This is a genomic window from Paraniabella hibiscisoli, from assembly GCF_022512515.1.
In the GTDB taxonomy this organism is placed as follows: Bacteria; Bacteroidota; Bacteroidia; order Chitinophagales; family Chitinophagaceae; genus Niabella; species Niabella hibiscisoli.
Genome location: NZ_JAKWBK010000001.1, coordinates 204,748 through 231,443, shown reverse-complemented (window position 1 = coordinate 231,443; position 26,696 = coordinate 204,748). Strand labels below are relative to the sequence as shown.

Sequence of the window (26,696 nt, the reverse complement as noted above, 5' to 3'; positions counted from 1 at the left end):
TGCGTTAAATAAATCAGTAATTAATCAAAATTTAAAACAGCGATATGTATCCTGCAGAAATAGTGGTTCCTATGAAAGAGGAATTAACAGATAACGGGTTTGTGGAATTGCAAACTCCCGACCAGGTAAATGCCAGCCTTGCAGAAGGCGGTACTAATCTTTTAGTGATTAACTCAGTATGTGGCTGCTCAGCGGGTACAGCAAGGCCAGGCGTATTAATGGCGGTAGCCAATGCTGAAAAAAACCTGATCATTTGACTACCAGTTTTGCTGGTTTTGATCTCGATGCAGTAAAGCAAGTGCGTGAACATTTATTGCCTTACCCTCCATCTTCTCCGTCTATAGCATTGTTTAAAGATGGGAAATTGGTGCATTTTATAGAAAGGCACATGATTGAAGGTCGCTCTGCACAAATGATCGCCCAGAATCTGCTGGCCGCTTTTGATGAATATTGCAGTTAAGTTAGTAGGTAGTAAGTATAATAGTTGAAAGGGGATGTGCTTTATAAAGTACATCCCCTTTTCAATAATAAATGTAGTGTCAAAAGTATTGTCAAACCTCAACTTCCCTTAGGGCTGCTTCTAATTGATCATCTTTTACACCTAATTTATCGTAATATTGCCGCAAATAAATTAAATTACCTGCTGCATGTATCCTAATTTATATTATGTTTTCCGCGACTGGTTTGGTGTAGAATGGAAGTTTTTACATTTTGTAAATTCTTTTGGTTTTTTTGTAGCTATAGGTTTCATAGTATGCTCTGTGGTATTGGCAAAAGAGCTCAGACGAAAAAGCAAGGAGGGGATTTTTCAGCCAACGGAAGAAACAATTACTGTAGGGCATCCTGCATCGGTAAGTGAGCTGGCTACTAATTTTATATTGGGTTTTATACTAGGTTATAAAATATTAGGACTTCTGTTTTTAAAGAACTCTCTTAACATCAATCCCCAGGATTATATCTTTTCCTCACAAGGAAACTGGCTTGCTGGAATAGCTCTTGGGGTCATTTTCGCTGCCATGAAATGGCGGGAAAAGAATAAGCAAAAGCTTGCAAAGCCCGAAACCAGAACAATACGCGTGTGGCCCCACGATAGGGTGGGAGAGATCACGATGATCGCTCTGATATTCGGACTGGTTGGCGCTAAAATATTCGATACGTTTGAGAACTGGGATTCCTTTATCAAAGATCCTTCTTCTATTTTTTCAGCCTCAGGCCTTACTTTTTATGGAGGATTGATCCTGGCCGGTATCGCTCTTTGGTGGTTTACCCGCAAGCACAAGATCCCGTTTATTCATTTTGTGGATGTGATGGGACCTGTAATGATGCTGGCATACGGCCTGGGTAGAATAGGCTGCCAGGTTTCAGGGGATGGCGATTGGGGGATTTACAATGCTGCTTTTAAAACAACGCCTAATGGTGGTATTTTGCCCGCAGTACAAGGCGATTTCGAAGCTGCTGTTAACGCCAACGCTGAGTTTTTTGCTCGTCATGATACCCATCATACGTTTTTCTCCAAACCAGGCTTTTTGAGCTTTCTGCCAGATTGGTTTTTTGCATACGATTTTCCTCATAATGTTAATGAAACCGGTGTAAGGTTGGCCAATTGCGCTGATCTTCAATATTGTAATCATTTGCCGGTTCCTGTGTTTCCTACATCTTTATACGAGATCATTCTATGTCTTATTTTATTTGGCGTATTATGGATGCTTCGTAAAAAATAAAAGTACCCGGATTATTATTTGGTATTTACCTGGTATTTAACGGGCTGGAGCGTTTTATGATCGAACGCATCCGTGTAAATGTAAAAATGCACTTTCTCGGAATTGAAATGACGCAGGCACAGTTAATCTCTTTTGCCATCATATTAGGAGGCATTGCCATGATTATATTTGCTCAAACAAATTACAAAAAAGCAAAACCAACCGCTGTTTAATACGTTATAATATAGTAAAGCGAAAAAATTACAGGGGGATTGACAGATTTTAGAATATGTTAGCTAATATCTGTTGATTTTCTTCTAATTTCTGCGTACTTTTGCATGTTATTATTTATATTTAGGTACAATCCTACACTAAAGTTACCAAAAGGAGATTCAATTAAAATATGCGTCAGCTCAAAATTGCTACTCAGATTACCAACAGGGATTCACAGGCGGTTGAAAAATACCTTCAGGAGATCTCTAAAATTTCAATGATCACACCAGAGGAAGAGACTACTCTTGCTCAAAAAATAAAAATGGGTGACCAACGCGCTTTAGACAAGCTCGTTCAGGCCAACCTGCGTTTCGTAGTTTCAGTTGCGAAACAATACCAGCACCAGGGTTTATCTCTGAGTGACCTTATCAATGAGGGCAACCTCGGGCTTATTAAAGCGGCACAACGTTTTGATGAAACTAAAGGGTTTAAGTTCATTTCTTATGCCGTATGGTGGATTCGTCAAAGTATTTTACAGGCTTTGGCTGAACAAGGGCGTTTGGTTCGTTTACCTCAGAATAAAATTGGTACTTATAACAAAGCTAATAAAGCCTATATGGCTTTTGAACAGGAGCATGAAAGAGAGCCTTCTACCGAAGAACTGTCTGAATTGCTGGAGATGAGTGAAACAGAGATCAATAATATCTTCCAGAGTAATACCCGTCATACATCGCTGGATGCACCGGTACACGAAGCTGAAGATGTTGCTATGGGTGATTTGCTGGAAGGCGGATCGGATACGGATGATGATGTTATGAAAGATTCTTTACGTAATGAGATCCGTCGCGTATTGAAATCGCTTTCGCCTCGTGAGGCTGAGATTGTAAATGCTTATTTCGGCCTGGATGGAGAAAATGGCGTTACGATTGAGCAAATTGGTCAGAAATATGATTTGACTAAAGAGCGTATTCGCCAGATCAAGGAACGTGCGATTAAACGCCTGCAAAAAGCAAGATATAGCAGTGCCTTGAAGTCTTACTTAGGTTAAGATCATTGTAAATGTACAGATATTAAAAACTCCGGTCAAAGCCGGAGTTTTTTCGTGTAAGGGTTTTAATGGTAGGTTAGAAGAATATCTTAAAGCCGATGCCCAAGTTGCTAAGAACACCATTGTTGAGGCTTGTATTGGCACTAAATGATTCCGCCTGTTGGTGCTAAAGCCTGCCCGGCCAGCGCCCCTTCAGCATGCTCATCAGTTTTGTTTTCATCATGTATTTATATAGGGTTTAAAAATTTGTACAATGAAACAAAATGAATTCTATTTTAGCATTATAAAATCTGTTAAAAAAATTTTACTATTTACGATTTAACGAATTGATATGAAGGTATTTGTAACCGGAGCCAATGGCTTTGTGGGTAGTTATGTGGTGGCTCAATTATTGGCTGATGGACATGAAGTGTACGCGTCTTCCCGCACAGGAGACCTGTCCTCCTTCAACACTAATAAGAACTATCGCTTTATCCAGGTTGATTTCTCCGATCCGTTTTCTCTGCATGATGCTTTTGAGTTTGTCCAGCCTGATATGGTGGTACATAGCGGGGCTATGAGTAAGCCTGATGATTGTGAATTGAAACAGTCGGATGCTTTTGATACAAACGTGTTTGGCACAGTGCAACTATTATTAAATGCGGAAGCTTATAAAAGCTTCTTTATATACCTGTCAACGGATTTTATTTTTGATGGCAATAAAGGGATGTACAAGGAGGAGGATAAGCCCTCCCCGGTAAGTTACTATGGGAAAACAAAAACGGATGCAGAAGAAGCCGTAATGGAGTATCAGCATGGCTGGGCCATTGTTCGCACTTCCTTCGTGTATGGTAAGCCTTTATATGGCCGGGGAAATTTCATTACAATGATTGCTGAAAAAATTAAGAACAGGCAACCTTTCAATGTAGTAAGCGATCAATTGCGCACACCCACTTATGTAGCCGATCTTGCCAATGGAATTGCTGCTATTATTAAACAAAAAGCAGGAGGGGTGTTTAACATTGCAGGTAAAGATATATTAACCCCGTTTGAAATGTCGGAGGCAGTGGCGGCTTATCTTGATGTTTCCGACCACTTACTAAGTCCGGTGACAAAGGATGAGTTTAAAGAGTTGGCTCAGCGGCCTTTGAAGGGCGGGTTGGATATTAATAAAGCGATAAGTGAGCTGCAGTATCAGCCTGTAAGCTTTAGCGAGGGGTTGACAGATACCTTGCGATAGCACTTATTGTGAACAGATCATCTTAAAGATAATATAGCCGATAACAGGTTTTGCTCCTTTCTAATGTGCCTTTAGATACTTTTTCTCTCCGGCTTTAATAGCCACTTTTAACCGGTTCTCTTTAGGTGGTATAGGACAGCTGTAGATGCCCGAAATATAAGCGCAATAAGGGTTGTAAGCTTTGTTAAAGTCAACTGTTACTTGATTGTTTTTTATCTCAGAAATGGAGAGGTCAATATATCTCCCTGTTTCATAAGACTCTTGGCCTGTGGTAAGATCAGTAAAAGGCAGGAACAGGTGGTCTGCATGTTTAGGATCCAGCAATAATGCTTGCGATTGATAAACGTATAATTCTTGCGCGACATCTTCATAAACAAAACGAAGCTTTCCATATTGCCGGTACATTTTAGAACGGCCACTTGATGTGGGCAGGATAAACCATTCTGCATTTTTTACCGGTTCAAAACGAGCATTTATTCTTGCCTTTTCATCTATGGGGAAAAATTGTAAATACTGTTGGTCCTGGTTTTTTACTACCCCATGGTTAAGCGTATAGTTGTTTATAAAAGCTCGCAAACTGTCGCTGTAAGATTGCTGTGCCTCAGTGTTAAAACTTTTCATTGAAAAGACGCAAAGAAAAAAGCATACCATTTTATCATCAGTTAAAATTGTTGTTTTTTAAGGGTAGGAAGACTTCTGCCATCATGCATCGGGCGCTGCCTCCGCCATTTTGTTCAATCGTATTAAGCGACGAATGAATGATCGGATTAAATGATTTCAAAAGAGTGATCTGCTCTTCCGTCAGGCTATTATACGCCTGCGTTGACATAATCAGGAATTGATTACCTGCAATATTCTCTACCTGCAACATATTGCCTGCAAAATGATTCATTTGCTGTAAGCTGATCTCAATAACCAGCTTGCCTGTTTCATTAAACTTATCGGCCAACATCTGCTTTTGCAGTGAGTCTTTTATACTGTCCAGGCAAACAACGACATAGGTTTCAGCCATGCACATCATAACATTAGTATGATAAATTTCCTTTTCCATTTCATCAACAGCATTGAACAATACAGGGCTATAACCTATCGAATCACAAAAGTCGTATAGAACAGAGGCATTAGTTCTGGGAGACAGACAGGCGTATGCTATTTCATTATCTCTGTCCAGCACCATGCTGCCGGTTCCTTCCAGATACGCATTTTTTTGTTCATATTCCGTTAAGTCGATGGTAGACCGGATAAAGAAAGTCTCGCTTAATTTTTCTACTACGCTTTTATTACGTTCCAGTTTTCTATTGTTGGCAAACATGGGGTAAAGCACAATAGTGCCATCTTCATGAAAAGATATCCAGTTATTAGGAAACACAGAGTCCGGTGTGTGCGGTTCTAAGGTATCCTGTATAACGGTAACTTTAATACCGTATACTCCTAGTAAGCTAACAAAATTGTCGAATTCGAGCAATGCCTTTTCATGTACATGCAGCTGTTCAGTTATTTTTTGAAAACTATTATTGACAGCAGTTTGCGGATTAAAAGCAAATGCCGCCGGGCGAATCATTAATAAGGTGGAAGTAGTCATTTTTTATCGACAGATGTTAGTTGATTTGTGATGGAGCCTTCTTCAAGGTTTTTCAAGTAACTGTTTTAACATTATTCTTCGTCTCTTAATAAGGGCATACTCATGCAATGGAAGCCACCACGTGCCCGGGACAGTTCTGCCGAAGGCATGATGATGAACGTATTTTTAATGTCCTTAGGAGTAATAGCGTCTGTCTCCAGCTGTTGCAATAATTCTTTAACGGGAACAGCTTTGAAACCAGCTTTAACAAAAGCCTGCAGCGTTTTGTCATTGCGATCGTAGCCTACCACAACACCATCTTTAAGTGCCAGTAAGTTGCAGCTGTCTGTCCATTGCTCACGTACATCAAAAGGGAATTCGTTATTGCCTGAGTATATGAACTTCACTTTGTCTTCGCATTTCAAATCATTTTTGCTGATATCGATCAAAAGATCTTCAAGGGTGTCGAAATAAACAGGATCCCCGATGTCCTTCTTTTTAAATTGAATGATGCTGATACTTTCCTCTTTTTTCTTGTGTCCAGCGCTTTTTGAATATCGTCGGCATCTTCTTTTTTACATGCTTTCTAGAGAATTTGCCCAACATTACCCACATGTTTTTTTAACCTGGGTAAAAATGGTATCAATATGCATGTAATCCCTTTTTTTAGGGATTTTGATAACTGATATTTTCTTTACTACATTTTTTTCGAATAATGTTTTAATAGCAATATGAGCGGCCTCCATAGAAGTTCGTTCACTAACGCCGATCAGTACATGTTCCGGGCTAATAACCATGATGTCGCCGCCTTCCAGGGTTACCAGCTTGTCTTCTGAATCTGCCGGCAGTAAAAATTGCTGGGGGCTTTCTGGTAATTCTATAATATTATCGCGATAGTTTTTAAAAAGTGGGTGGTTGAAAAAGATGTATTTCATCAACAGCGCCTCCCGGGTACGGGCCTGCTTTGCTGGCTTATTTAAAAGAATATGATCATTAATGACGATACCTATATCCCTGGTGAAAATAAAATTGGGAACCGGGGAAATAGCATTCCCGCATTTTTATAACTACCGGTAATAAAAACGTTGGCCAGGTCGTGCGCCTCTATATTCAGCAACTCATTCTGCACCTTATAGGAGCAATTCTCAATTGCACAAACGGATGCCACCAGTTTGGAACGGATTTCGTTATCCTCCAGTATCTGAGCCAGCAGCCATTCAATTTCTATCACATTAGTAGATTGAAAGAAATGTTTACTGGACGGCTTGAAAAAATTGTAATCATTTCTTTTATCATCTATTTCAGCTAATCTGCCTTTTATTTTTTCAGGATCGAGAAAATAAAGTAATAATTTGGTGTAGTAGTCATACTCCTTACGCCTGATTGTTTCCAGGTGCACAATATCTTCAAAAAGCCAGTCCTGTGCTTTTGAAGGGACAACTTTGCCTAATCCACTATCCGGGCTATGTACCAAAAGTCTCTTTAACGTACCTGTTTCTGAACTAACATTGATTTTTTGTTCCTGCATAACTGTAGGGCGAACAAATGAGTGTGATCGCTCCCCCAAAAATAAGCAAAGGGCCGCTAATACCCGTAACCTTTAAAAAGTGATTATTTCGTCTTGTTTTTTAAAAATAGCTAGCTTTGCGGCCCCATGAGGAAATCTTTTTTCAACTACATATAGCCGTATTGCTGGCTGGGTTTACAGGTGTTCTGGGGCGTTTAATTACGCTTAATGAAGGACTCATTGTATGGTACCGTTTGTTAATTACAGCAATTACCTTATGGGTGCTTTTTTACGTTACCAAACGTATTCAGAAAATTCCGGCAAAAGATATCTTATATTTAACGGGAGTAGGTTTTATAAGTGCTTTACACTGGGTGTTTTTTTATGCTTCCATAAAGTATGGAAATGTATCTATCGCCCTGGTTTGTTTTTCCGTTATTAGTTTCTTCTCTTCCTTTTTAGAACCGTTGATCAACAGGGTTCGGATCAACGGGACAGAGCTGCTGTTTGGTTTGATGAATGTATTAGGCATCTGGCTGATCTTTCATTTTGATACCACTTACAAAGTGGGAATTGCATTGGGTTTAGTGGCTGCTTTTTTTGGAGCACTTTTCCCTATATTATTAAAATTGAAGTTAGGCAGAATCAATATGCAGACCATACTTACCTGGCAAATGACAGGCGGCTTCCTTACGCTATCATTGGTGATGCCATTTTACCTTCAGGCATTTCCGGTGGAAAGTTTGCTTCCCTCGCTAAGCGATTTTTTGTGGTTGCTGGTATTGGCCTGGGTTTGCTCTGTTATTGCATTTCAGTTTTCAATGAATGCTTTAAAAAAGTTATCTGCTTTTACGGTAAATCTTTCTTATAGTGTAGAACCTGTCTATGGCATACTAATGGCCTTCCTGTTGTTTAAAGAAAATCAGGTTTTGAACAAGGGTTTCTATTTGGGTACGGCAGTTATTATGTCTACTTTGGTCTTACACATGGTGCTGTTGCGAAGAAGTAGCAAGCAGGTTGCTGAACCGAAGTGACCGGTGAGCAGGATATTTTCTACGGCATTATTCAAAATTATAACTCGCCAAAACTCCCTTTTTTACCGAGTTTTGGCGAGTTATAAAATTAGCGGGTAAATAGATCTTCCAGTATGATGTTGTTCTGTACCAACTCTCGGCTGTACTTGTTCTCATTTACCCCGAACGTTGTTATCATGGTAATGAAGATGTTCTTCCTGGTTTGAGTAGCCTGTTGTAAGGCTGCTGTTTTATTTTTAAGTTCAGGTAATATTGCTTATCAATGGTGAAAGCGGTATTGTAAAATTTTATCTCACACTGATTCATGATATTGTCGTCCCTGTTGATTAGAAGATCGACCTGCGCCATATTATTAAACCAGCTACTATTGGTAGAGAAAATAGCATCGATTCTCAATGCCCTCTTAATCTGGGCAATATGTTTCAGGCATAGTGTTTCAAAACTAAAGCCAGCCCATGAAATATAGGATGAGCTTTTATATAATTTCTGCCAGGTGCCGGAACCACTGTTCCGGTTGTTTTGTATAAACTTCAAATAGAACATCGAATACTCATCTGATAACCTGTAAAGAATGAGTTGCTTTTTATTGCCGTAGTAAGGGTATTCGCTAATGAAGCCAGATTCTGCTAATTCTTCCAGTTTTAAGGAAAGATCACCTCCACTTGTAATACCACTTTTTTGGGCCAATTCCAGCCTTGTTATGCCTTTATTTGAGCTGGCAAGGGTTTTTATTAAAGTGAGGTGTTTCTCCGATTCATCGAAAAGAGAAGCATAGAGTTGATTGAATTCATTTCTTAGTGTGCCATCTTTTTCAAAGCAAAGCTGGTCTATATTTTGAGCAACGCTGGCTCCTTTGCGTAATTTTTCAAGGTAATGCGGAACACCACCCATCGCCATATAGATCTGGGTAATATCATATAATGTATAATCAATGCCACGGCTTTTTAAAAACTCCTGTGTTTCACCGAGGTTAAAAGGCAGCAGTCTTATCTGCCGGGTTATTCTGTTGTGTAACCCTCCTTTGTTTTTTATAATTTTCTGTATCATGTAAGATGCTGCAGAGCCGCAAATAATTACAATCAGGTCTTTTCGTTTCGTACAATAGTGGTTCCAGAAGTTTTCAAATGCCATCAGGAACTTTGACCTCGCGGTGGCCATCCACGGAAATTCATCAATAAAAATTATTTTTTTGCCAGGCTTCTTGAGCTTGTCCAGGTACGTCTCGAGCAATGCAAATGAGGTGAGCCAATCAGCTGGTATTGTGGGTTTAAGTGTACGGTCTTTTTATGAATTTCTTTAGCAAAGTTTTGGATCTGATCGTTCATGTTTCCGTTGTAGAGTCCACTAACTTCAAACACCATATGTTTCTTAAAAAACTCTCTGATTAAAAAGTTTTGCCTACGCGTCTTCTGCCATAGATGGCGATTAGCTCTGAGCTGGTATTGCCTAGAGACTCCCGGAGTATATTTTGTTCATAATCTCTACCGATAAGCTTTGACATTATAAAAAATTATATTCCGCCAAAATTAGCAAAAAAACAGAGTTTTGGCGAAATATAAATTTACAGTAAAATGCTGCTATTCGTTGTAGCCCATATGTAAAGGGCTTTGCGCGCTACTGAAGTAGTGCGTAAAGCCCTTTGTTGAATAAAAATGTTTTTGAAGAATTTGAAATTATAAAGCCGGAGGTTGGAAATTTTCCAGCTCTTTAGCTACTGCTGTAACAAAAGTAGCACCGAGGCTGCCGTCTATAATACGGTGGTCATAGCTCATGCTGATGTACATCATGTGGCGGATGGCAATGCTATCCCCGTGAGGTGTTTCTATTACTACCGGGCGTTTTTTTATAGCGCCCACTGCCATAATTGCTACCTGGGGCTGATTGATAATAGGAGTGCCCATCAGGCTGCCGAAAGTTCCAACATTGGTTAGTGTAAAAGTAGCGCCCTGCGTATCATCGGGTTTGAGCTTGCTGTTCCGGGCTGCATCTGCCAGGTGATTTACCTGCTTAGTCAATCCTACAAGGTTTAACTGATCTGCGTTTTTAATAACGGGCACAATTAAGTTGCCGTTAGGCAGAGCAGCAGCCATACCTATATTGATATCTTTTTTTATGATGATCTTATCTCCATCCACAGAGCTATTGATCAGCGGGAATTTCTTAATACACCTTACGATCGCTTCAATAAATAAAGGCATAAAGGTAATCTTGGTGCCTTCTCTTTTCTGGAAGCCGTTTTTAACAGAGTCTCGCCATAATACAATATTGGTAACATCTGCTTCGCTGAAACTCGTAACATGCGGGCTGGTTTGTACGCTACGTACCATGTGCTCTGCAATCAGCTTACGCATGCGATCCATTTCAATTATTTCTACATTACCGCTGGCCTGGGTAACAGGGCTGCTATAAGAAGAAGTAGTTGCAGGAGCTGTTTCATTGCTTACTGCTTTTACAGGGAGCGTTACGTCCTTTTTACTGCGACGCGCTATATAATTCAACAGGTCATTTTTTGTGACACGTCCATCATTGCCGGTGCCGGCTATTTGCTCCAGCTCACTAAGTGGAATGCCTTCCTGGGCTGCAATATTGAGTACCAGCGGGGAATAGAATTTTGTCCCGTGTGTTTTTGTTTCTTTCTTGATTTGCGTAGCTACTACTTCGGCAGGTGTTTCTTTAAGCTCTTCTCCTGGTGTACTTTCTGCTATATCCTGAACTGTTTTAACTTCGGTAACAGTTGTCGTTATCGGCTCACCGCCAGAGGTTTGGATTCTTGCTATTACGGCATCAATGGGTACTACGTCATTTTCCTTGAATAATAACTCTGTTATCACACCTTCGGCAGTACTGGGCACTTCACTATCTACTTTATCTGTAGCAATTTCCAGGATAGTCTCATCCATTCTTACGGAATCGCCCACGTTTTTTACCCATTTCAAAATGGTCGCTTCCATTATGCTTTCGCCTAGTTTAGGCATTACCAAATCAACTATTGCCATCGTGATATCAGTTTAAATAATTCTTACAACTTTGTTATGCCAGCACTCCAAAACCTGCATTTTTCTCAACATGTTGCCTCACAAAAGTAGGGAAACGACGTTAAATGGCCGGTTGAGTTTCCCGCCCGGATATCAGGCGTTTGCTTTGCCTTATATTTAATAGCCGATTTTTAATCGAGACCCTGTTCTTTTTCTTGTTTTAGGTACAACATCCTGGTTTTAAGACTGTTCTTTATTTCCTTCCTCAATAATGAATTTTCTTAACAGGTTTAATGCCTGGAGAGCTGTACTCTGGATGTTTCGTTGTCTGTCGTAACCCAGGTTTAACTGTCTGGTTACAACCCGCTCCCGGTTACCTGCGGCTATCCATACTGTTCCCACCGGTTTTTCATCATTGTCAGAGGGTGGTCCCATAATACCGGTTGTTGCCAGTGAATAATCTGCTTGAAACCGGTCCAATGCGCCTGCTACCATTTCCCTGGCGGTTTCCTCGCTAACTGCGCCCAGTGTTTCCAGTGTTTCGTGGCTAACTCCCAGTATATGTTCTTTAGCATCATTATTATAAGTGACTGCAGAGCCGTTAAAATGGGATGAAGACTTTGGCAGGCCGGTAATAAGATGCGCGATATAGCCACCCGTACAGCTTTCCGCAGTAGCCATCTTTTTTGTTGTTTTTGCAATAGCTGACCGATGATCATCTCTAGCGTGTCATCGTTTTCTGCAATAGTAATATCTTTTAGGGAGCTTTCAGGTCCTCATAAAAACGATTTATTTCTTCTTCCAGCCTTGCTTTTTCGCTACCTCTTCCGGTTAGTCTTAGTTTTACCATACCATAGCCAGGAAGATAAGCCAGCCTGATATAAGGCGGCAACTGGCTTTCGAGGGTAGCCAGCTTCTCCGCCACCATTGATTCGCCCATTCCGAAAGTTGATAGTACTTTATGAATGACAATATCGCCGCCGAAATAGTCCTTGATTCGTGGCAAAGCTTCATTTACCAGTATTTTTTCATCTCATAGGGTACGCCCGGCATTGAAATAACGATCACTTTTTCTCCCTCTGGATTCGCTGTTTCAAACCACATACCCGCAGCAGATCCATGCTCGTTATGTAACACAGTACAGTTTTCAGGAAGGTCTGCCTGCCGGATATTCGCCTCAGATAAAGCCACTTTTCTTTTGTAAACATTCACAAACAAATGGTGAATATGCGCCAGCACTGCTTCATTCCGAACCAGCTTTGTTTTAAAATAATCACAGAGCAGCGGTTTGGTAATATCATCTGCCGTTGGTCCCAGCCCCCGGTTAAAATGATTAGCCGGGAATATTTCTTTTCTTCATCCAGCGCATTCCATATATCATTGTAAACATCGCCTACTGCTACGCGACGCTTTACCCATATACCCGCTTTATTGAGTTCCTGGCCTATAAAGGCGCTATTGGTATCTATAGTCTGACCTATCAGTAATTCATCACCAATGGTAATGACAGATGCATTGATCGCATTCATTCAACTTGTATTTAAAAACAAATATCTTTGAAATTAGCTTACAAGAAAAGTAATTTACAAGCACGCTTATATGAAGAGAATAGTTAAGATCGTTTTTTCTTTATTCGTTACTTTGTTGATGGCCGGTACCGTTAGTGCTCAGTCTGACCTGGTGGCCTGTGGCGGAGACAAAATAATAATGATCGATAGCCGGAAATCCACGTCATTGAAAGCTCATATAAGCTGGACCTGGCAAGTAGCAGAAGCTACTGAATTGCCCGAAGCCTACCGGAAAATAATGGTTCCCCTGGATGAATGTAAACCCGTGCAGGGCGGCAAACAATTATTAATTACTTCTTCCGGCGGCGGAGTGGCTTTACTCGATGTTGCATCAAAAAAGGTGTTATTCTACGCCAACTCACCAATGGCTCATTCGGCAGAAATGCTTCCTGGCGGAAAAATTGCAGTTACGCTGTCCACTCATGCAAAAGGAAACAGCATAGAGTTGTACGACAGTAAAAGAAACGCCTATTGTCTTTTTAAAGATTCTCTTTATTCAGGTCACGGTGTTATATGGAATGAGAAGCTGAAAAGACTTTTTGCTTTAGGTTTTAATGAGCTTAGATCGTATTGCCTGGTTAACTGGAACAGTCCAAAGCCTTTATTAGTATTGGAAAAAAGCTGGCCATTGCCCGATGAAGGTGGGCACGATCTTTCGTACGTTAGTGATAATGAAATGCTGGTTAGTACACATCACAATGTGTTTAGTTTCGATATCAAAAAGAAAAGTTCACGGTGTTTGAACCACTTGCAGGGAAGCATGATATTAAAGCTGCTAATTATAATAAAAGCTCTCAAAGGCTAGTGTATACACAGGCTGAACAAAGCTGGTGGACTTTCAATATTTATGGCGTAAAGCCCGATCAGATAATTAATATTCCCGATATAAAATTGTATAAGGTTCGGATGTTAAAATAATTGCCCAATATGACAACGATGTTTAATAAGATAATCCACACAGTATTTTGTTCATTCCTTTATTTCAATGCTGTAGCTCAAAGTTCGCCCTCGTTAAAGACTGCGATGGATGAATTTAATAATGATCCGCAATTGAAATTTGCGATAGCAGGTTTATATGTTGTTGATGGACAAACAGGGGAGCCGGTAATTGAACAAAACGCCTATACAGGTCTGGCGCCGGCTTCTACAGAAAAAATAATTACCGCAGCAACAGCCCTTGATGTTTTAGGAAAAGATTTTACGTACGAAACAAAGTTGGGTATTGTAAGCACGGCCAAAGGCAAAAGTCTTTATATACAAGCCTCTGGTGATCCTACATTGGGGAGCTGGCGTTGGGATAGTACGAAAGAAGAAGTAGTGCTGGCTGCCATCAAAAGTGCAGTGAGGGCGAAAGGGATTAAGCAATTGGAATCGATTATTATTAGCAGCAAGGATTGGATCAATGACGATGGCCTGCCTTCACGCTGGACCTGGGAAGATATCGGGCAGTACTATGGAGCAGGTTCACAGGGACTGAACTGGAGAGAAAATCAATTTGACCTGATTGTAAAGTCGGGTGCTAATGTGGGCGATCCGGTAACTGTTTTAAGAACCAAACCTTTTCTATATAATTATAAAATTGTGTCGGAAGCAAGAGCAGCTGGCAAAGAAACAGGTGATGAGTCCAGTTTGTATTATCCTTCCAAGGGGAATACGTATAGTGTGTTGAAGGGTACTATACCTGCCGGTAAAAATGATTTTGCGATAGCCGGTTCAATCTATGATCCTTCCAGGCAATTTGCTAAAACGATCATCAATGAACTGAAAGGGATCGCGGTGGTTAAGGAAGATATACAGCTAACCGGGAAGAGGTATGATAATGTTGATTGGCTTTATACACATACTTCTCCAACGATGGCTAAAATTGTTTACTGGTTCTTAAGAAAAAGTGTGAATCTTTATGGAGAAGCACTGATCAGGACGATAGCGCTTCAGCTGAAGGGCGAAGCAACTACTGAAAAAGGCGTTGAAGCGGTGCAGGAGTATTGGAAATCGAAAGGCATAGACCCTGAAGAGATGCACTTGTATGACGGATCTGGTCTATCTCCTCAAAACAGGATTACCCCACATGCAGAAGTAACCGTTTTAAAGTATGCGAAAGCGCAGTCCTGGTATCCCGAATTTTATGATGGCATACCTCTTTATAATGATATGAAGATGAAAAGCGGAACGATTAACCGGGTAAAGGGTTTTACAGGCTATCAAAAGTCAAAAACAGGTAAAGAGTACATTTTTTCAATGATCATTAATAATTATAATGGCAGTCAGCTTTCTTTGATCAGGAAGATGTATACCGTATTGGATCAGCTAAAATAAAAGTACTTAAAAAAGAACTTATGAATGCCAAAGTTTATGATGTTATTATCGTAGGTGGTCGTATAGCGGGGCTTCCCTGGCTGCAAGGTTGGGTGCTGCAGGATTGGAGGTGTTGATATTAGAAAAGGATACCCTGCCCGGCCGCTCGGTAGTTTCATGCCCCTTGTTATTGAGCAGTGGTATGCAGTTGCTGGATGAGATTGGTATTGAAGAGTCAATATATGCTCCGGATAATACGCGTTTTGCCGGTGTTGCGCTGGAAATGAGCGAGTATTTCAGAACTTTTGTTGAGATACCCGATGTATATGGCCGGCATTTTTTGTATGGAATAGACCGGCAGGTTTTGGATGAAGCATTATGGAAAAACCTGGATCGATTTTCCAATGTTACTCAACTGGAGAACTTTTCGGTAAGGGAATTACAGAAGAACGAAGAAGGAAGGGTAAACGGTGTAATAGGGATGTTTAAAGGAGGTGAGTCGCAAGCTTTTTCAGCAAATTGTGTAATTGGTGCAGATGGCCGGCACAGTATTGTTGCCAGAAAAGCTAATGCTGTGGTTACTGAAGAAGTGACGCAATATAATACCGCTGTATATTACGCGTACTGGGAGGGTGTGGAACCCTACAAAGCATTGGAAAAAGAATGGGTGCAGATACATTCAGGATGTAATGGTTTTAGTGCAGTGGTAATACCTGCGAGTAAAGGACTTACAGGAGTATTAGCCCAGTGCCGCCACGATTATTTTGATGCACCGGCAGGTGTCGATGAATGGTATCATAGCACCCTGCAATCCTTTCCGAGAGTGTTGGGGCGATTGAAAAATGCCAGACAGGTGACGGCGCTTAGTGGTATGAAAAATGTGGGGAACCTTTTCCGGCAGGCTTCCGGTAAAGGTTGGGCGCTGGCCGGCGACGCCTATCATCAAAAAGATTCTTATGATGCACAGGGTATTTACGATGCTTTATTAGGCGCTAAAATACTGGCATCTCAACTGACTGACTGGAAAGAAGGCAAGAAAAGTTGGGATATGGCCATGGAGTCCTATAATAGCGAGGTGCATGATGCTTTACACCCAATGTTTATGTCTACGCTAGACCGTCTTAAGCGGGAAATGTTTTCTTCTCCTTCTCCTAAAATGGCAAATGGTTTGCTGCGATGGGTGCTTACCAACAAAAAGTACAGGGAGCGTTTTGGTTTGCTGGCTACCAGGAGCATACCGCCTAAGAACTGGGCGTCTCCTGCCGTGATGATTTCAGCAATATTGAGTGGAGCCGTATCCGATATCCGGAGAAAACGCAACCAGGAAGAGTGGTGGAAATTGCCAGCGCTTTAATCTTATTTTTATCTTTATAAATAATACAATCTCATAAAACAAACAGAACATAAAATGAAATTTTCGTCTGACCGGTATACCCAGATGCAGTATCGTCGCTGCGGCGATTCGGGTATCTTATTGCCTGCAATATCATTAGGTTTATGGCACAACTTTGGAGATGTAGATGATCCCAAGGTATACCGTAAAACATTGCATACGGCTTTTGATAATGGCATCACCCATTTTGATCTGGCCAACAACTATGGGCCACCTCCGGGAAGCGCAGAGACAAATTTTGGTAAAATTCTGCATACCGATTTTAAGGATCACCGTGATGAGTTGATTATTTCATCGAAAGCCGGGTACACTATGTGGGACGGCCCTTATGGAGATTGGGGTAGTAAAAAGTACCTGGTAAGCAGCCTGGACCAAAGCCTGAAACGAATGAAGCTGGACTATGTAGACATTTTTTATCATCACCGCCCCGATCCAGATACACCGCTTGAGGAGACCATGTCTGCACTTGATTTAATTGTGAGACAGGGTAAGGCTTTGTATGTGGGGATTTCCAATTATAAAGCGCCTGAGGCAAAAAAGCCATTCATATGTTGAAGAAGATGGGTACACCTTGCCTGATACACCAGCCCAAGTATTCGATGTATGAACGCTGGGTGGAAGATGGCTTGCTGGATCTTTTAGGAAAAGAAGGAGTAGGTTGCATTCCCTTTTCGCCGCTTGCGCAAGGCTTGCTTACCAATAAATATCTGAAAGGCATTCCCCGAAATTCAAGGGCAGCCAAATCACATGGTTTTTTACAGAAAGATGCTATTACAGAAGATCGCGTTGATCAATTGAAAAAATTAAACGAAATTGCCAGTGACAGAGGCCAGAGTCTTGCCCAGATGGCCTTAGCCTGGTTGCTAAAAGATAAAAGGGTTACTTCCGTTTTGGTTGGCGCCAGTAGTGCAGAACAGTTGCTGGACTCTTTAAAATGTTTAAATAATACGAGTTTTGATAAAATTGAGTTGAACGGAATTGAAGGGATTCTCAAGTCATGATTTTTAACCTCTAAATATTATAATATGGTTATCAGGAAATGGTTGCCGGCAATTTTGCTGTTATGCACTGTTGGCTTTCTGGCTATGACTAAGAGGACATTAGGTCCCGTGGCAGATTCGCTGGAGGGCGCGTGGAGTCTGAGTTATGGCGGACAGGATTTTGCGATGCTCTTCGAGGATGGTTACTGTATGTTTACCCAATACAATTTGAAAGAAAAGAAGTTTGGATTAACGGCCGGTGGACCTTTTACTACTGAGGGCGGTAAGATCAGGATCAAGACTGAATTTAATAGTGCGAATAAATTGGAAGTGGGTAAGATGCAGGAGTACGGATATAAATTATCCGGTAACGAACTAACCACTACCCTGGAAGGCTTTGAACTAAAATGGAAACGTGTGGACACAGGTGAAAAGCACTTAGCGGGTAACTGGCGCATTGTTAAAAGGAAGCAGGGAGAAGAAATTTCAGATATCCCGTTAAGGCCCAGGAGAACGTTGAAGCTATTAACAGCCACCCGTTTTCAATGGGCTGCTATTAACGTTGAGACAGGTGAGTTTTCCGGAACCGGGGCGGTACTTATACTTTTAAGGATGGTAAGTATACGGAACAGATTGAGTTTTTTTCCAGGGATAGTTCACGGGTAGGCATGTCTTTAGCCTTTGATGGTAAGCTTGAAGACGGTAACTGGATACATTCTGGTAAAAGTTCTAAAGGAGATCCGATTTACGAAATATGGGGACGGATGAAAAGTAATTAGCAGAGATCGTCAAGTAAAAATAGATAACAAATAATCAGGCGCATCAGCCCGGAGCCATAACTCCGGGCTTTTTGTTTTTGGTAAAATAGATCTTATGTTACAGCATCTACTAAACCTATTTACAAAAATATGTTTCAGGTTATATATTGAGTTGGTGAGCCATGGCTATCATTTCGGCAGTGCTTCGGACATTTAATTTCCGATTGATGTTTTTTCTGTGTGTTTATGGCGGTTTACGCACGATAATACCAATAGCGTTAATTTATCAACGCTGCTGCAGTATCGTTAGGTAATTGTACCTGGTGGCGTAGTAGCGGCTGCTAAACTAAGTGTTGATTTGAATAATTATGAAGCCAGTATGCGCTACTTCAAAATACCTTTTTTAAAAGCTCAGATAGTTAAACACCAATTCAACTCCGATTGTAAAATGCAATCGGGGTCTTTTGTATGCAGCAATGATTGTAGATGATTCTGCCTGCGAGGCGGCATTGAGTAGATCTGAAACCTCCTACAGACTTATTCAAACGTTGTACTATTTTTTATAGCAGTGCTTTGCTTGATTTTAGATATTTTTAGAAGGTTAAATAAACAGATCCAATTTTTAATATTGCCACATGAACAATCGACGTTATTTTTTGAAAACTGCTGCGGCGTTAAGTGCAGGTACATTACTATCAGCCGATCTTTTAGCAGCTATTCGCTCCGGCGTTTCTGCTAATGATAAAATAGGCCTGGGGGTGATTGGTTGTAAAGGCCAGGGGTGGCAAAATCTTACGGCTTTATTAAAAGTGCCTGAAGTAGAATGCGTGGCGCTTTGCGATATAGATGAAAATATATTAAATCAGCGAAAAGCAGATCTGGAAAAATTAAGCATCAAGCCAAAACTATACGGAGATTATCGCAAGCTGCTTGCAGATAAAAATGTAGATATTGTAGTGGTAGCTACTCCCGATCACTGGCATTGCCTGCAATTGATTGATGCCTGTGCGGCGGGTAAAGACGTGTTTTGTGAAAAGCCGGTAGCTAACTCAATTTTTGAAGCGCAATTAATGAGTAAAGCAGTGCAGCATTCCGATAAAGTGGTACAGGTTGCGCAATGGCAGCGTAGTCAGCAACATTTTAAAGATGCCATTGCCTTTGTGCATTCGGGTAAATTGGGTCGCGTTTCTTCTACCAAAGCCTGGATGTATCGTGGTGGCTCAAAGCCTTTACCTGTTGTACCTGATTCAGCTGTGCCGGCAGGTGTTAATTACAGTATGTGGCTGGGACCGGCTAAAAAGCATGAGTTTAATAAGAATCGTTTCCATTACGAGTTTCGCTGGTTTTGGGATTACGCCGGAGGATTAATGACCGACTGGGGCGTACACCTGATCGACATGGTTTTGATGGGCATGAAAGCAGGTACTCCAAAATCGGTAATGGCAACAGGCGGCAAATATGTTTTCCCTGCTGATGCAAGGGAAACTCCGGATATTCAAACTGCTTTGTACGATTTTGGCAATTTTCAAATGACTTGGGAGCATAACATGGCTACCGGCGTAGGATTGTATGGTATGCAGCATGGCATAGCTTTCATAGGGGAAAACGGTACCCTGTTATTAAACAGGCAGGGCTGGGAGGTAAAGGCTGAAAAATAATAAACTGGAAGCCTTGCCCTGGGCCAAATCTGTTGATAGTGGCCTGGATAAGCATGCAGCCAATTTTATTGATGTAGTGAAATCCCGTAAAATGCAGGATCTGAATTGCTCATTTGATGCAGGGGCAAAAGTAGCTGTAGCCAGTCATTTTGGTAATGTGGCTCTAAGGGTAGGCGAAAAAATTTACTGGGACGAGGCGAAAAATAAGTTCAATATAGAAAAAGCTAATCAACTGGTAAAGCCTGTATATCATAATGGCTGGAAGTTGCCGATTGTGTAACTTTGTATATTATGAAACAGCTTTTTTCTTTTTAATTTCGGGTATACTTTTGTTTTCCTGTTCGGGTTCCAAATCGGTAGCGACGCCACCACATGCGATATCGTTACAGGTAAATGAAAAAACTACCTATAAGAATGTGGTGATAACACTGAAGGAGATCAATGAAAGTCGATGCCCTATGAATGCCCGGTGTATAAGAGCAGGCGAAGCGGTTGCTGTTTTAAATGTGGTGGTTGATGGCAAAACAGAAAGAAATGTACAGCTTTGCACCGGAGTGGATTGTGAAAGAAGGTCGCTTAATTCGGCTTATGCACTGTCTTTAGAAGATCAAAAGTACTTATTCAGGTTGGATAGTATTACACCAGATCCTACCAAAACCCTGGAAAAACCGGTACAACGGGCTTATATCAGTTTAGAACAATCTAAATAATATGAAAGCCAATGGCGATCATATTATTTTGTTTGACGGCGTTTGTAATTTATGCAATGGCGCCGTGCAATATGTTATCCGGCGGGATGAGAAAGGGATGTTTAGATTTGCGTCCCTGCAATCGGAAGCCGGTAAGGATCTGCTTGTTAAAAGCGGCTTACCCCAGGATCATCTGAAGTCTTTTGTGTACATACATGGTGATCGGATTTATACAAGGTCCACAGCTGCATTAAAAGTCGCAAAGGAATTAACAGGGCCGGTACAGTTGCTGTATGGCTTTATCATAATACCCATTTTTATCCGCGACTTTGTGTATGACCTGATTGCCCGGAACAGGCATAGGCTATTTGGCCGCAAAGATGCCTGCATGCTGCCTTCGCCAGAGTCAAAGCAAAGATTTATCGGTTAGAATAGTTACTTCATACTGGTAACCCACCAAACATTTCCAAAGGGATCTTCAATGCCGCCGCTGCGTCCATAGTCCTGGTCGGCTAACTCGTTAACAATAGTAGCGCTGTTGGCTACGGCAATTTCAACTGTTTGGTCTGCATCTTCCACATAAATAAACAAATTGGCATTGGCTACTCCATAGAATTCGTTCATGTCTGCAAACATAATATTACAGCCATTTATTTGCACTTCGGCATGCATGATGATTTGATTGTCGTTATCACGATAGCTTTTAAAAATCTCTTTTGCTCCAAAGACAGTTTTTGTAAACTCAATAAAAGCGTCAGCATTTTTAAGGATCAGATAAGGCATTAAGGGCTGATGACCATTGGGTATTTTCATTGAATGTAGTTTTAATAAAATCAGGGTGAATTAAAGGCCGTAAGATACTACTATCTGGCTAAATACCGGATCAGCGAAAAGTCGATTTGGAGAATCCAGGGTAGTGCAATTGTTGTGCCCCAAAGTAATGCTACCACTACTTTTGTTCGCTTCGAAGCATCCAGTAGCAAAAGTCTTGGTGATAGTGCGGCGTCCACCTCGCTCGCTATCTTGTTTTCATTGGTATGGTATTCGTAAGGTGGCCCCGGGTGAGCATTTTGGAAAGCGGGGTTTGCCGGATTACAACGGCTCTTATTTTCCAGTAGTCTTCATCAGAGAGCACTTCGTAGCTGGTATAAACATCTATGCCGGCGTGTTCTAACTCTTTGTCCAGTTTCGTAATACTTCTACTTCTAATATACTTATAAATCAGCAAGGCTGGTACTGCCAGTAAGATGTAAAATTTTAAGAAGCACACAGTAGCAGTAATCAGTGTCATTGATAAATAGAAGTAAATGTCGCTGAGTATTCCTTCTTCTTCGAGATACACACGATTGAGTAGCTGACCTCCATCTAATGGATAAACAGGAAGCAGGTTTAAAAGGTTTGCCCAAATAAGCGATTGGGCTATTAATTGCAGCGGTATATCTCCAATAGCTATCCCATTATGAGCCGTATCAAAAAAGTAGGCGGCTATTCCCAATAATAAACCAGGCAATGGCCCCGCCAGTAAAATAAAAATACTCTGGTGCTGACTGATCTCGTTTTTAGAGCCCTTTACCAAAGCCCCAATAAAGGGAAGAAATAATACCTGTACATCCGCGTAGCGATAGTACTTCATGGCAATAAAATGACCCGCTTCATGCAGTAAGAGTATGCCAAAAATAACCAGCAGCAGATCCCAGCGTCGAAGCAGCAGATAACCCAATCCGATATACAATACCAGGCTTCTTAGCGCGCTAACCCAGGAGCCATTGCTCGCCGGTTCAGGTAAAGGAAACTTGGGTGGTATCGGGTTAGCCCTGTTAACTGTATCCCCTATATTATTGGGCTCCGGCTGCATCAAAAGAAGGTTTGATTTTCTGGTAGAGCAGGTCCGGCATTTTATCCCTTTGCCGTGTAGCAGCGTTCATGAAAAACAGTAACACATTGCCCGTAGCTAAAAGCTCATTTTTTTCGTTATACACTTCCTGGTGAAATAAGATTTTATGATCTTCAGGCAGTTGCTTCAATATGGTTTTAATAGTAAGCAGGTCATCGTATAATGCAGGTCTCAGGTATTTACAATTAACTTCTACTACCGGCATGATAATGCCGGTTTTTTCCATGTCGGCGTAAGTAAAGCCCAGATGCCTGATGCATTCTGCTCTTGCAACTTCAAAGTATTGAAAATAGTGAGCATGATACACAACGCCCATCTGATCCGTTTCTGCGTAGCGAACCCTTATTTTAGTTTCGGCAACATACATAGTTATTTACCTATTTTTTTATCCAGGCTGAATTTGCCAGGGCCCATTAAAAATATAACAACGTACATGGTAAGGAATAAGCCTGCACTTTCTCCTTCTCCAAAGATCTGCCCGCCATGTGCAAAAAACAATGCAATAACCATAGCGACGATAAGCGGTAAGGATGCTAACCTGGTTAACAGTCCAATAATTAGCAGGCCTGCACAGAATACTTCCGCGAAAATGGTTAATGAAAGGGAGGCCTTGGTTCCAATATGAAAAGGATCTGCAAAACCTTTGGATACTATAGCATTAAAATTGCTGATTTTCTTAAGCCCATGGTTCATTAACATCGAGGAGCCTGCAATTACACGTAACAATAGCAGCGCAATACTAACAGAAGGCTCTGCATATTTAGAAGTCATCAATCTCATATCGGGTTATTTATTTTATATGCAACAAACTTAATGAAATAATTATTAGCTGAGGCTGTAGAACCGGTACTGGCTAAGATGAATAAGGAAATATGGTTCAGTCACAGTTGCGCTGTAAATGCTAATAGCCATATTTGCTATATTCGTTTAAAATTAGGTTATACCATGTTTGATATTCTTGCACAATACCTGTTTCAATTTAGAAGACTAGTGCTGCCCCCGATTGGCAGGTTTGAATTGGAGAGCAAAGAAGCCAATGCTAATCCGGCTACGTCCACAATAGCTTCGCCATCCTGGATAGTTGGTTTTGAGCCTTATGATGAAGATGTTGAATTGAAAGATAATATTGTACTGGTGAACTGGCTGGTCGATAAAGAAAAGATTTCCGCAGAACAGGCCAGGAATAGCTTGGTGCTTTTCGTAACGGATCTGCAAAACCGGTTAAATAATGGAGACAGGATTGACTGGCCTTCTTTGGGAACATTGGAGAAAAAGAATAATCAGGTTCAGTTTAAACCCATTCTAACGGAAATTTCTCCTTTTACCGATGTTGCTGCTAAAAAAGTAACCCGAGAGCATACCAGCTACCAAACTGTGGTAGGGGATAAGCAAACAACTACAGCTCAAATGCGTGAGCAATTGCAGCTCCCTGATGAAAAAGAAGGAAAGGTACTACCATCATGTGGGTGATATTAGCTGCTGCCTTAATAGCGGCTGCCTGGTTCTTTAGTCAGAATGGATGCAACACTTCAGCCAGCGGTAACCAGCAAAAAGTAGAGAGTACAAAGCCCGGAGATACGTATAAGATACGCTAGGGTAATCACGAGTGATATACCACTATTCTGCAATCGTGTTGATCAGTTTTTTCTCTCCCACAATCCATAAAAGGTCTCCTTCTTCGAAGATCCAGGTAGATTCAGGATTGAGATAACGTTCGCCATTTCGCTCAATACCTACCACTAACCCGTGAGCCAGGTTTTTGATATCGCTTTCCCTGATAGATTTGTGCACCAGGGGCGAATCGGCTTCAATGGTTAATTGATCCAGTTTCATTTCCACTTCACGGGCACTATCTATAATCTTCTTATCGGGACGTAAAATGGCATTCATTCTTCTTTCCTGGCTGTCGGTACAAATAATAAACAGCTTATCACCAGGGTATATTCTTTCATCACGTTCGGGAGGAATAATAGATGTTGCTCCCCTTTTGATCATAGCCACATTTACACCTACCCGTTCCCGCCATTGTAATTCCATCAACGTTTTGCCAATGATACTTACTGCTTCGGGCGCCACGTCAAAAGTAGTGAGGTGGGCGTCCCAGGGCGCCAGGTTCTGGTTCTTTTTTTCTGCTGCCTGTTCTGCGATTAAACGTTGCTCTTCAATTTCCCGGTTATTGAGGTTTTTAACAAACCGGTCTTCAATATTGTCGTAAGTGCGTTGCAGTCTTTTCCTGAATATTAATAATAATACCAGTAACGCTATACCTACCATTAAGGCAAAGTCGAGCGAATAAATACTTCTTAAAAGCCCAATGATGAACAGCAGGGCCAGGGAAACTTTTATAATACGCATGATCCAGATCGGACCATGATATTTTTGTTGGGTATAGATCCTGGCGAAAGGTTCGGTTTTTTCATTTTTACGATCAGCGCCCATAAAAAGGGCCCCATAGCTGATAACGCGAGTACGGCAGAAGTAGCCCTTCCAAAGCCATGGGCAACCTCCTGCAGCCATGGCAGCATAAAACTGTCATTCAAAATAATCAGTGCAATCACCACAGCCGAGAAGACCACCGTATTGATGAGGAAGAATTTCAGTACATGATTCCAGTCGCTTACCGCTCTCAGGGCCGTAGCTTCCGAACTATACCGGTTTAAGCGGGCTTCCCATTTGGGAGAAAGCTTACTGGCAATCCAGTTGTAAATGCGGGTGCTGGAAAGTGTTAACGAGGGCGCAATAAAAATAGTTAAAGCAGAAACAGTGATAATAATGGGGTAAAGTTCTTCGCTCACTACTTTTTGTTTGACGCCCATCGATGCAATAATAAAGGAAAACTCACCGATCAAGGCCAGGCTCATACCGGTTTGTATGGAAGTGCGTAGGCTGTTACCCGAAATAAAGGCCCCCAGCGTAATGACAATGCTTTTGCCCACAATTACGGCAGCTGTGATCAGTAAAATAGGTAGCCAATGATCTTTGATTACGTTCAGATCTATCAACATGCCTACCGATACAAAGAAAATGGCACCGAAAAGATCTCTAACCGGTATGACCAAATGCTCTATTCGTTCGGCTTTGGTGGTTTCTGCTAAAAGTGAACCCATAATAAATGCGCCTAACGCGGCAGAGAAACCTGCTTGCGCAGAAAGGTATACCATCAAAAAGCACATGGCAATGGCCACTATCAGCAAAATTTCATCCGTCAAAAAATTTTTAGCTTTTTTAAGAGTGAAGGAATAAAAAGTATACCTCCAACAAACCACACAATAAGAAAGAAGCCAAGTTTTAATATGGACATACTGATCTGTCCGGCATCAAAAGTATGGCTGGCTACAAAAGTTCCCAACAATACCAGCAACACCACCGCAATCAGGTCTTCAACTACCAATATGCCATATACCAGTTGGGCGAAATTTCTTTGTTTCAATCCCAGGTCGGCAAAGCTTTTAACGATAACGGAGGAGGACGAGATGGTGAGACAAGCCCCCAGGAAAATACAATCCATAAAGGGCCAATTCAATAGCTTTCCCAAGCCAAACCCTACTGCTGCCATGCCTACGGCTTCAAAGCCCGCGGCCGTAGTTGCCGAACCGCCCATCTTGGCCAGTTTTTTAAAGCTGAATTCCAACCCCAGGCTGAACAAAAGGAAGATGACGCCGATTTCGCCCCAGGTTTGCACATCTGTTAATTCATAAACTTTAGGAGGGAATATTTTAAAATTAGGACTGATTAGGATGCCTGAAACCAGGTAGCCCAGGATTAATGGAAGTTGCAGTCTTTTAAAAATAAGGGTGATAACAGCGGCCACGCTCAATATAAGCGCCAGATCCGTTATCAGATGTGGTAAATGGTTCATAAAAATTTTATTGTGCCCATAGTCCCGGAAAGCACCGGGGTTTTCCTGTCATCTTCATTATGCATGGAGTATTATCTCCAACACATACACTTCAGCTTCACAATATGTATCTTCAGCAAAGTAAATAGTCAATAGAAAATGTTTGGCTTTGGCCGAAATGTAATATTTTTTTTGAAATTACTACCTGCAGAAAGGAAAAAAGAGGCTCATTTTATATGTAAGTGGTTGGTTATTAGTTATAAAAGAATAAATAGCGAATAAGAAGTCTCTAATTGCAATTTGTTGTACCTTTGCAATCCATTTTGAAAAAAGTGGATATTTCCTGAAGAGGCCCGTGAAGGGCTC

The 26,696-nt window shown here is 41.3% G+C and carries 36 protein-coding genes and 1 pseudogene; 19 read left to right on the top strand and 18 right to left on the bottom strand.

The window, feature by feature from the left end:
• The first annotated feature begins 44 nt into the window (after nt 1-44).
• The 6 genes from MKP07_RS01470 (at nt 45) to MKP07_RS01450 (ending at nt 4,180) form a co-directional block, all read left to right on the top strand.
• Nucleotides 45-257: a BrxA/BrxB family bacilliredoxin gene (locus MKP07_RS01470; RefSeq protein ID WP_240844675.1), complete on the top strand. Its 213-nt coding sequence runs from the start codon at nt 45-47 to the stop codon at nt 255-257.
• Complete coding sequence (locus MKP07_RS01465; protein WP_240844674.1) at nt 254-460, top strand: BrxA/BrxB family bacilliredoxin; 207 nt, start codon at nt 254-256, stop codon at nt 458-460. Before MKP07_RS01470 ends, MKP07_RS01465 begins: the two co-directional genes overlap by 4 nt.
• 187 nt (nt 461-647) lie before the next feature.
• Nucleotides 648-1,721 (top strand): prolipoprotein diacylglyceryl transferase, encoded by a 1,074-nt coding sequence (locus MKP07_RS01460; RefSeq protein WP_262919106.1) that lies wholly within the window; start codon nt 648-650, stop codon nt 1,719-1,721.
• Between the two features lie 56 nt (nt 1,722-1,777).
• The gene (locus MKP07_RS37470; RefSeq protein WP_262919105.1) at nt 1,778-1,933 is read left to right on the top strand and encodes a hypothetical protein; all 156 of its coding nucleotides are present in this window, start codon (nt 1,778-1,780) and stop codon (nt 1,931-1,933) included.
• Nucleotides 1,934-2,103: 170 nt separating this feature from the next.
• Complete coding sequence (locus tag MKP07_RS01455; RefSeq protein WP_008585204.1) at nt 2,104-2,961, top strand: sigma-70 family RNA polymerase sigma factor; 858 nt, start codon at nt 2,104-2,106, stop codon at nt 2,959-2,961.
• Nucleotides 2,962-3,292: 331 nt separating this feature from the next.
• Nucleotides 3,293-4,180: an SDR family oxidoreductase gene (locus MKP07_RS01450; protein ID WP_240844673.1), complete on the top strand. Its 888-nt coding sequence runs from the start codon at nt 3,293-3,295 to the stop codon at nt 4,178-4,180.
• Between the two features lie 60 nt (nt 4,181-4,240).
• On the opposite strand, the gene MKP07_RS01445 is transcribed toward MKP07_RS01450, so the two are convergent.
• The 5 genes from MKP07_RS01445 to MKP07_RS01425 all read right to left on the bottom strand — a co-directional run bounded on the left by MKP07_RS01445 (nt 4,241) and on the right by MKP07_RS01425 (nt 7,269).
• Complete coding sequence (locus MKP07_RS01445) at nt 4,241-4,756, bottom strand: DUF1684 domain-containing protein (protein ID WP_240844672.1); 516 nt, start codon at nt 4,754-4,756, stop codon at nt 4,241-4,243.
• An 82-nt stretch (nt 4,757-4,838) separates the two neighbouring features.
• Complete coding sequence (gene ctlX, locus MKP07_RS01440) at nt 4,839-5,762, bottom strand: citrulline utilization hydrolase CtlX (RefSeq protein ID WP_240844671.1); 924 nt, start codon at nt 5,760-5,762, stop codon at nt 4,839-4,841.
• A gap of 71 nt (nt 5,763-5,833) precedes the next feature.
• Entirely contained in the window at nt 5,834-6,190 is a 357-nt protein-coding gene (locus tag MKP07_RS01435) for an arginine deiminase family protein (protein WP_240844670.1), read from the bottom strand.
• A 156-nt stretch (nt 6,191-6,346) separates the two neighbouring features.
• The gene (locus tag MKP07_RS01430; protein ID WP_240850607.1) at nt 6,347-6,727 is read right to left on the bottom strand and encodes an arginine deiminase family protein; all 381 of its coding nucleotides are present in this window, start codon (nt 6,725-6,727) and stop codon (nt 6,347-6,349) included.
• Between the two features lie 20 nt (nt 6,728-6,747).
• Nucleotides 6,748-7,269, bottom strand: a complete 522-nt coding sequence (locus tag MKP07_RS01425) for an amidinotransferase domain-containing protein (protein WP_240844669.1) — start codon at nt 7,267-7,269, stop codon at nt 6,748-6,750.
• 116 nt (nt 7,270-7,385) lie between these two features.
• On the opposite strand from MKP07_RS01425, the gene MKP07_RS01420 reads away from it, so the two are divergent.
• Entirely contained in the window at nt 7,386-8,282 is an 897-nt protein-coding gene (locus MKP07_RS01420) for a DMT family transporter (RefSeq protein WP_240844668.1), read from the top strand.
• 174 nt (nt 8,283-8,456) lie between these two features.
• On the opposite strand, the gene MKP07_RS01415 is transcribed toward MKP07_RS01420, so the two are convergent.
• The 5 genes and pseudogenes from MKP07_RS01415 to MKP07_RS01395 all read right to left on the bottom strand — a co-directional run bounded on the left by MKP07_RS01415 (nt 8,457) and on the right by MKP07_RS01395 (nt 12,786).
• A complete protein-coding gene (locus MKP07_RS01415) occupies nt 8,457-9,512 on the bottom strand; it encodes an AAA family ATPase (protein WP_240844667.1) in 1,056 nt (351 codons plus the stop codon).
• A 443-nt stretch (nt 9,513-9,955) separates the two neighbouring features.
• Complete coding sequence (locus tag MKP07_RS01410; RefSeq protein WP_240844666.1) at nt 9,956-11,278, bottom strand: dihydrolipoamide acetyltransferase family protein; 1,323 nt, start codon at nt 11,276-11,278, stop codon at nt 9,956-9,958.
• Between the two features lie 219 nt (nt 11,279-11,497).
• Nucleotides 11,498-11,938 carry a CinA family protein gene (locus MKP07_RS01405; protein WP_240844665.1) on the bottom strand — a complete coding sequence of 147 codons (441 nt, stop codon included), beginning with the start codon at nt 11,936-11,938 and terminating at the stop codon, nt 11,498-11,500.
• A 76-nt stretch (nt 11,939-12,014) separates the two neighbouring features.
• Nucleotides 12,015-12,263, bottom strand: coding sequence for a hypothetical protein (locus MKP07_RS01400; protein WP_240844664.1), 249 nt, complete (start codon nt 12,261-12,263; stop codon nt 12,015-12,017).
• Between the two features lie 8 nt (nt 12,264-12,271).
• Nucleotides 12,272-12,786, bottom strand: a pseudogene (locus tag MKP07_RS01395) (competence/damage-inducible protein A).
• A gap of 70 nt (nt 12,787-12,856) precedes the next feature.
• Between MKP07_RS01395 and MKP07_RS01390 the strand changes: the two are divergent.
• The 10 genes from MKP07_RS01390 to MKP07_RS01350 all read left to right on the top strand — a co-directional run bounded on the left by MKP07_RS01390 (nt 12,857) and on the right by MKP07_RS01350 (nt 21,028).
• Nucleotides 12,857-13,630: a DUF6528 family protein gene (locus tag MKP07_RS01390; protein WP_240844663.1), complete on the top strand. Its 774-nt coding sequence runs from the start codon at nt 12,857-12,859 to the stop codon at nt 13,628-13,630.
• Nucleotides 13,631-13,848: 218 nt separating this feature from the next.
• Nucleotides 13,849-15,141, top strand: coding sequence for a D-alanyl-D-alanine carboxypeptidase/D-alanyl-D-alanine endopeptidase (dacB, locus tag MKP07_RS01385; RefSeq protein ID WP_240844662.1), 1,293 nt, complete (start codon nt 13,849-13,851; stop codon nt 15,139-15,141).
• A gap of 109 nt (nt 15,142-15,250) precedes the next feature.
• Nucleotides 15,251-16,474, top strand: a complete 1,224-nt coding sequence (locus MKP07_RS01380) for an NAD(P)/FAD-dependent oxidoreductase (protein WP_240844661.1) — start codon at nt 15,251-15,253, stop codon at nt 16,472-16,474.
• A gap of 54 nt (nt 16,475-16,528) precedes the next feature.
• Nucleotides 16,529-17,068: an aldo/keto reductase gene (locus MKP07_RS43540; RefSeq protein WP_317235751.1), complete on the top strand. Its 540-nt coding sequence runs from the start codon at nt 16,529-16,531 to the stop codon at nt 17,066-17,068.
• Nucleotides 17,062-17,514 (top strand): aldo/keto reductase, encoded by a 453-nt coding sequence (locus MKP07_RS43535; protein WP_317235750.1) that lies wholly within the window; start codon nt 17,062-17,064, stop codon nt 17,512-17,514. Before MKP07_RS43540 ends, MKP07_RS43535 begins: the two co-directional genes overlap by 7 nt.
• A gap of 24 nt (nt 17,515-17,538) precedes the next feature.
• A complete protein-coding gene (locus MKP07_RS01370; protein WP_240844660.1) occupies nt 17,539-18,159 on the top strand; it encodes a hypothetical protein in 621 nt (206 codons plus the stop codon).
• A gap of 727 nt (nt 18,160-18,886) precedes the next feature.
• Nucleotides 18,887-19,909: a Gfo/Idh/MocA family protein gene (locus tag MKP07_RS01365; RefSeq protein WP_240844659.1), complete on the top strand. Its 1,023-nt coding sequence runs from the start codon at nt 18,887-18,889 to the stop codon at nt 19,907-19,909.
• Between the two features lie 13 nt (nt 19,910-19,922).
• Complete coding sequence (locus MKP07_RS01360) at nt 19,923-20,189, top strand: hypothetical protein (protein WP_240844658.1); 267 nt, start codon at nt 19,923-19,925, stop codon at nt 20,187-20,189.
• Complete coding sequence (locus MKP07_RS01355; protein ID WP_240844657.1) at nt 20,182-20,619, top strand: hypothetical protein; 438 nt, start codon at nt 20,182-20,184, stop codon at nt 20,617-20,619. The genes MKP07_RS01360 and MKP07_RS01355 overlap by 8 nt, the downstream gene beginning before the upstream one ends.
• Before the next feature lies 1 nt (nt 20,620).
• Nucleotides 20,621-21,028: a thiol-disulfide oxidoreductase DCC family protein gene (locus MKP07_RS01350; RefSeq protein ID WP_240844656.1), complete on the top strand. Its 408-nt coding sequence runs from the start codon at nt 20,621-20,623 to the stop codon at nt 21,026-21,028.
• A 5-nt stretch (nt 21,029-21,033) separates the two neighbouring features.
• On the opposite strand, the gene MKP07_RS01345 is transcribed toward MKP07_RS01350, so the two are convergent.
• From MKP07_RS01345 to MKP07_RS01325, 5 genes are read right to left on the bottom strand one after another with little or no spacing between them, the layout of a single operon-like run.
• Nucleotides 21,034-21,411, bottom strand: a complete 378-nt coding sequence (locus tag MKP07_RS01345) for a VOC family protein (protein WP_240844655.1) — start codon at nt 21,409-21,411, stop codon at nt 21,034-21,036.
• A 50-nt stretch (nt 21,412-21,461) separates the two neighbouring features.
• Nucleotides 21,462-21,608: a hypothetical protein gene (locus MKP07_RS01340; protein WP_240844654.1), complete on the bottom strand. Its 147-nt coding sequence runs from the start codon at nt 21,606-21,608 to the stop codon at nt 21,462-21,464.
• 8 nt (nt 21,609-21,616) lie between these two features.
• Complete coding sequence (locus MKP07_RS01335) at nt 21,617-22,453, bottom strand: site-2 protease family protein (RefSeq protein ID WP_240844653.1); 837 nt, start codon at nt 22,451-22,453, stop codon at nt 21,617-21,619.
• A complete protein-coding gene (locus MKP07_RS01330) occupies nt 22,434-22,859 on the bottom strand; it encodes an acyl-CoA thioesterase (protein WP_240844652.1) in 426 nt (141 codons plus the stop codon). The genes MKP07_RS01335 and MKP07_RS01330 overlap by 20 nt, the downstream gene beginning before the upstream one ends.
• A 2-nt stretch (nt 22,860-22,861) precedes the next feature.
• The gene (locus MKP07_RS01325; RefSeq protein ID WP_240844651.1) at nt 22,862-23,272 is read right to left on the bottom strand and encodes a DoxX family protein; all 411 of its coding nucleotides are present in this window, start codon (nt 23,270-23,272) and stop codon (nt 22,862-22,864) included.
• 78 nt (nt 23,273-23,350) lie between these two features.
• Between MKP07_RS01325 and MKP07_RS01320 the strand changes: the two genes are divergently transcribed.
• On the top strand, nt 23,351-23,962 hold the full coding sequence (locus MKP07_RS01320) for a hypothetical protein (RefSeq protein WP_240844650.1): 612 nt from the start codon (nt 23,351-23,353) through the stop codon (nt 23,960-23,962).
• Nucleotides 23,959-24,087: a hypothetical protein gene (locus MKP07_RS37465; protein ID WP_262919104.1), complete on the top strand. Its 129-nt coding sequence runs from the start codon at nt 23,959-23,961 to the stop codon at nt 24,085-24,087. The genes MKP07_RS01320 and MKP07_RS37465 overlap by 4 nt, the downstream gene beginning before the upstream one ends.
• A gap of 22 nt (nt 24,088-24,109) precedes the next feature.
• On the opposite strand, the gene MKP07_RS01315 is transcribed toward MKP07_RS37465, so the two are convergent.
• The 3 genes from MKP07_RS01315 to MKP07_RS41935 are packed head-to-tail and all read right to left on the bottom strand — an operon-like array spanning nt 24,110 to nt 26,351.
• Nucleotides 24,110-24,847, bottom strand: a complete 738-nt coding sequence (locus MKP07_RS01315) for a TrkA C-terminal domain-containing protein (protein ID WP_240844649.1) — start codon at nt 24,845-24,847, stop codon at nt 24,110-24,112.
• On the bottom strand, nt 24,835-25,758 hold the full coding sequence (locus MKP07_RS41940) for a cation:proton antiporter domain-containing protein (RefSeq protein ID WP_394803523.1): 924 nt from the start codon (nt 25,756-25,758) through the stop codon (nt 24,835-24,837). Before MKP07_RS41940 ends, MKP07_RS01315 begins: the two co-directional genes overlap by 13 nt.
• On the bottom strand, nt 25,698-26,351 hold the full coding sequence (locus MKP07_RS41935) for a cation:proton antiporter domain-containing protein (RefSeq protein WP_394803522.1): 654 nt from the start codon (nt 26,349-26,351) through the stop codon (nt 25,698-25,700). The genes MKP07_RS41940 and MKP07_RS41935 overlap by 61 nt, the downstream gene beginning before the upstream one ends.
• Between the last annotated feature and the right edge of the window lie 345 nt (nt 26,352-26,696).

Coding starts and splice junctions, on each gene's coding strand:
- MKP07_RS37470 (WP_262919105.1), top strand. CDS start 1,778: ATGATCGAACGCATCCGTGTAAATGTAAAAATGCACTTTCTCGGAATT.
- MKP07_RS01470 (WP_240844675.1), top strand. CDS start 45: ATGTATCCTGCAGAAATAGTGGTTCCTATGAAAGAGGAATTAACAGAT.
- MKP07_RS43540 (WP_317235751.1), top strand. CDS start 16,529: ATGAAATTTTCGTCTGACCGGTATACCCAGATGCAGTATCGTCGCTGC.
- MKP07_RS01325 (WP_240844651.1), bottom strand. CDS start 23,272: ATGAGATTGATGACTTCTAAATATGCAGAGCCTTCTGTTAGTATTGCG.
- MKP07_RS01425 (WP_240844669.1), bottom strand. CDS start 7,269: ATGCAGGAACAAAAAATCAATGTTAGTTCAGAAACAGGTACGTTAAAG.
- MKP07_RS01320 (WP_240844650.1), top strand. CDS start 23,351: ATGAATAAGGAAATATGGTTCAGTCACAGTTGCGCTGTAAATGCTAAT.
- MKP07_RS01370 (WP_240844660.1), top strand. CDS start 17,539: ATGGTTATCAGGAAATGGTTGCCGGCAATTTTGCTGTTATGCACTGTT.
- MKP07_RS01390 (WP_240844663.1), top strand. CDS start 12,857: ATGAAGAGAATAGTTAAGATCGTTTTTTCTTTATTCGTTACTTTGTTG.
- MKP07_RS01410 (WP_240844666.1), bottom strand. CDS start 11,278: ATGGCAATAGTTGATTTGGTAATGCCTAAACTAGGCGAAAGCATAATG.
- MKP07_RS01330 (WP_240844652.1), bottom strand. CDS start 22,859: ATGTATGTTGCCGAAACTAAAATAAGGGTTCGCTACGCAGAAACGGAT.
- MKP07_RS01315 (WP_240844649.1), bottom strand. CDS start 24,847: ATGCGTATTATAAAAGTTTCCCTGGCCCTGCTGTTCATCATTGGGCTT.
- MKP07_RS01405 (WP_240844665.1), bottom strand. CDS start 11,938: ATGGCTACTGCGGAAAGCTGTACGGGTGGCTATATCGCGCATCTTATT.
- MKP07_RS41935 (WP_394803522.1), bottom strand. CDS start 26,351: ATGAACCATTTACCACATCTGATAACGGATCTGGCGCTTATATTGAGC.
- MKP07_RS01450 (WP_240844673.1), top strand. CDS start 3,293: ATGAAGGTATTTGTAACCGGAGCCAATGGCTTTGTGGGTAGTTATGTG.
- dacB (WP_240844662.1), top strand. CDS start 13,849: ATGGATGAATTTAATAATGATCCGCAATTGAAATTTGCGATAGCAGGT.
- MKP07_RS01455 (WP_008585204.1), top strand. CDS start 2,104: ATGCGTCAGCTCAAAATTGCTACTCAGATTACCAACAGGGATTCACAG.
- MKP07_RS01335 (WP_240844653.1), bottom strand. CDS start 22,453: ATGCAGCCGGAGCCCAATAATATAGGGGATACAGTTAACAGGGCTAAC.
- MKP07_RS01460 (WP_262919106.1), top strand. CDS start 648: ATGTATCCTAATTTATATTATGTTTTCCGCGACTGGTTTGGTGTAGAA.
- MKP07_RS43535 (WP_317235750.1), top strand. CDS start 17,062: ATGTTGAAGAAGATGGGTACACCTTGCCTGATACACCAGCCCAAGTAT.
- MKP07_RS01345 (WP_240844655.1), bottom strand. CDS start 21,411: ATGAAAATACCCAATGGTCATCAGCCCTTAATGCCTTATCTGATCCTT.
- MKP07_RS01365 (WP_240844659.1), top strand. CDS start 18,887: ATGAACAATCGACGTTATTTTTTGAAAACTGCTGCGGCGTTAAGTGCA.
- ctlX (WP_240844671.1), bottom strand. CDS start 5,762: ATGACTACTTCCACCTTATTAATGATTCGCCCGGCGGCATTTGCTTTT.
- MKP07_RS01350 (WP_240844656.1), top strand. CDS start 20,621: ATGAAAGCCAATGGCGATCATATTATTTTGTTTGACGGCGTTTGTAAT.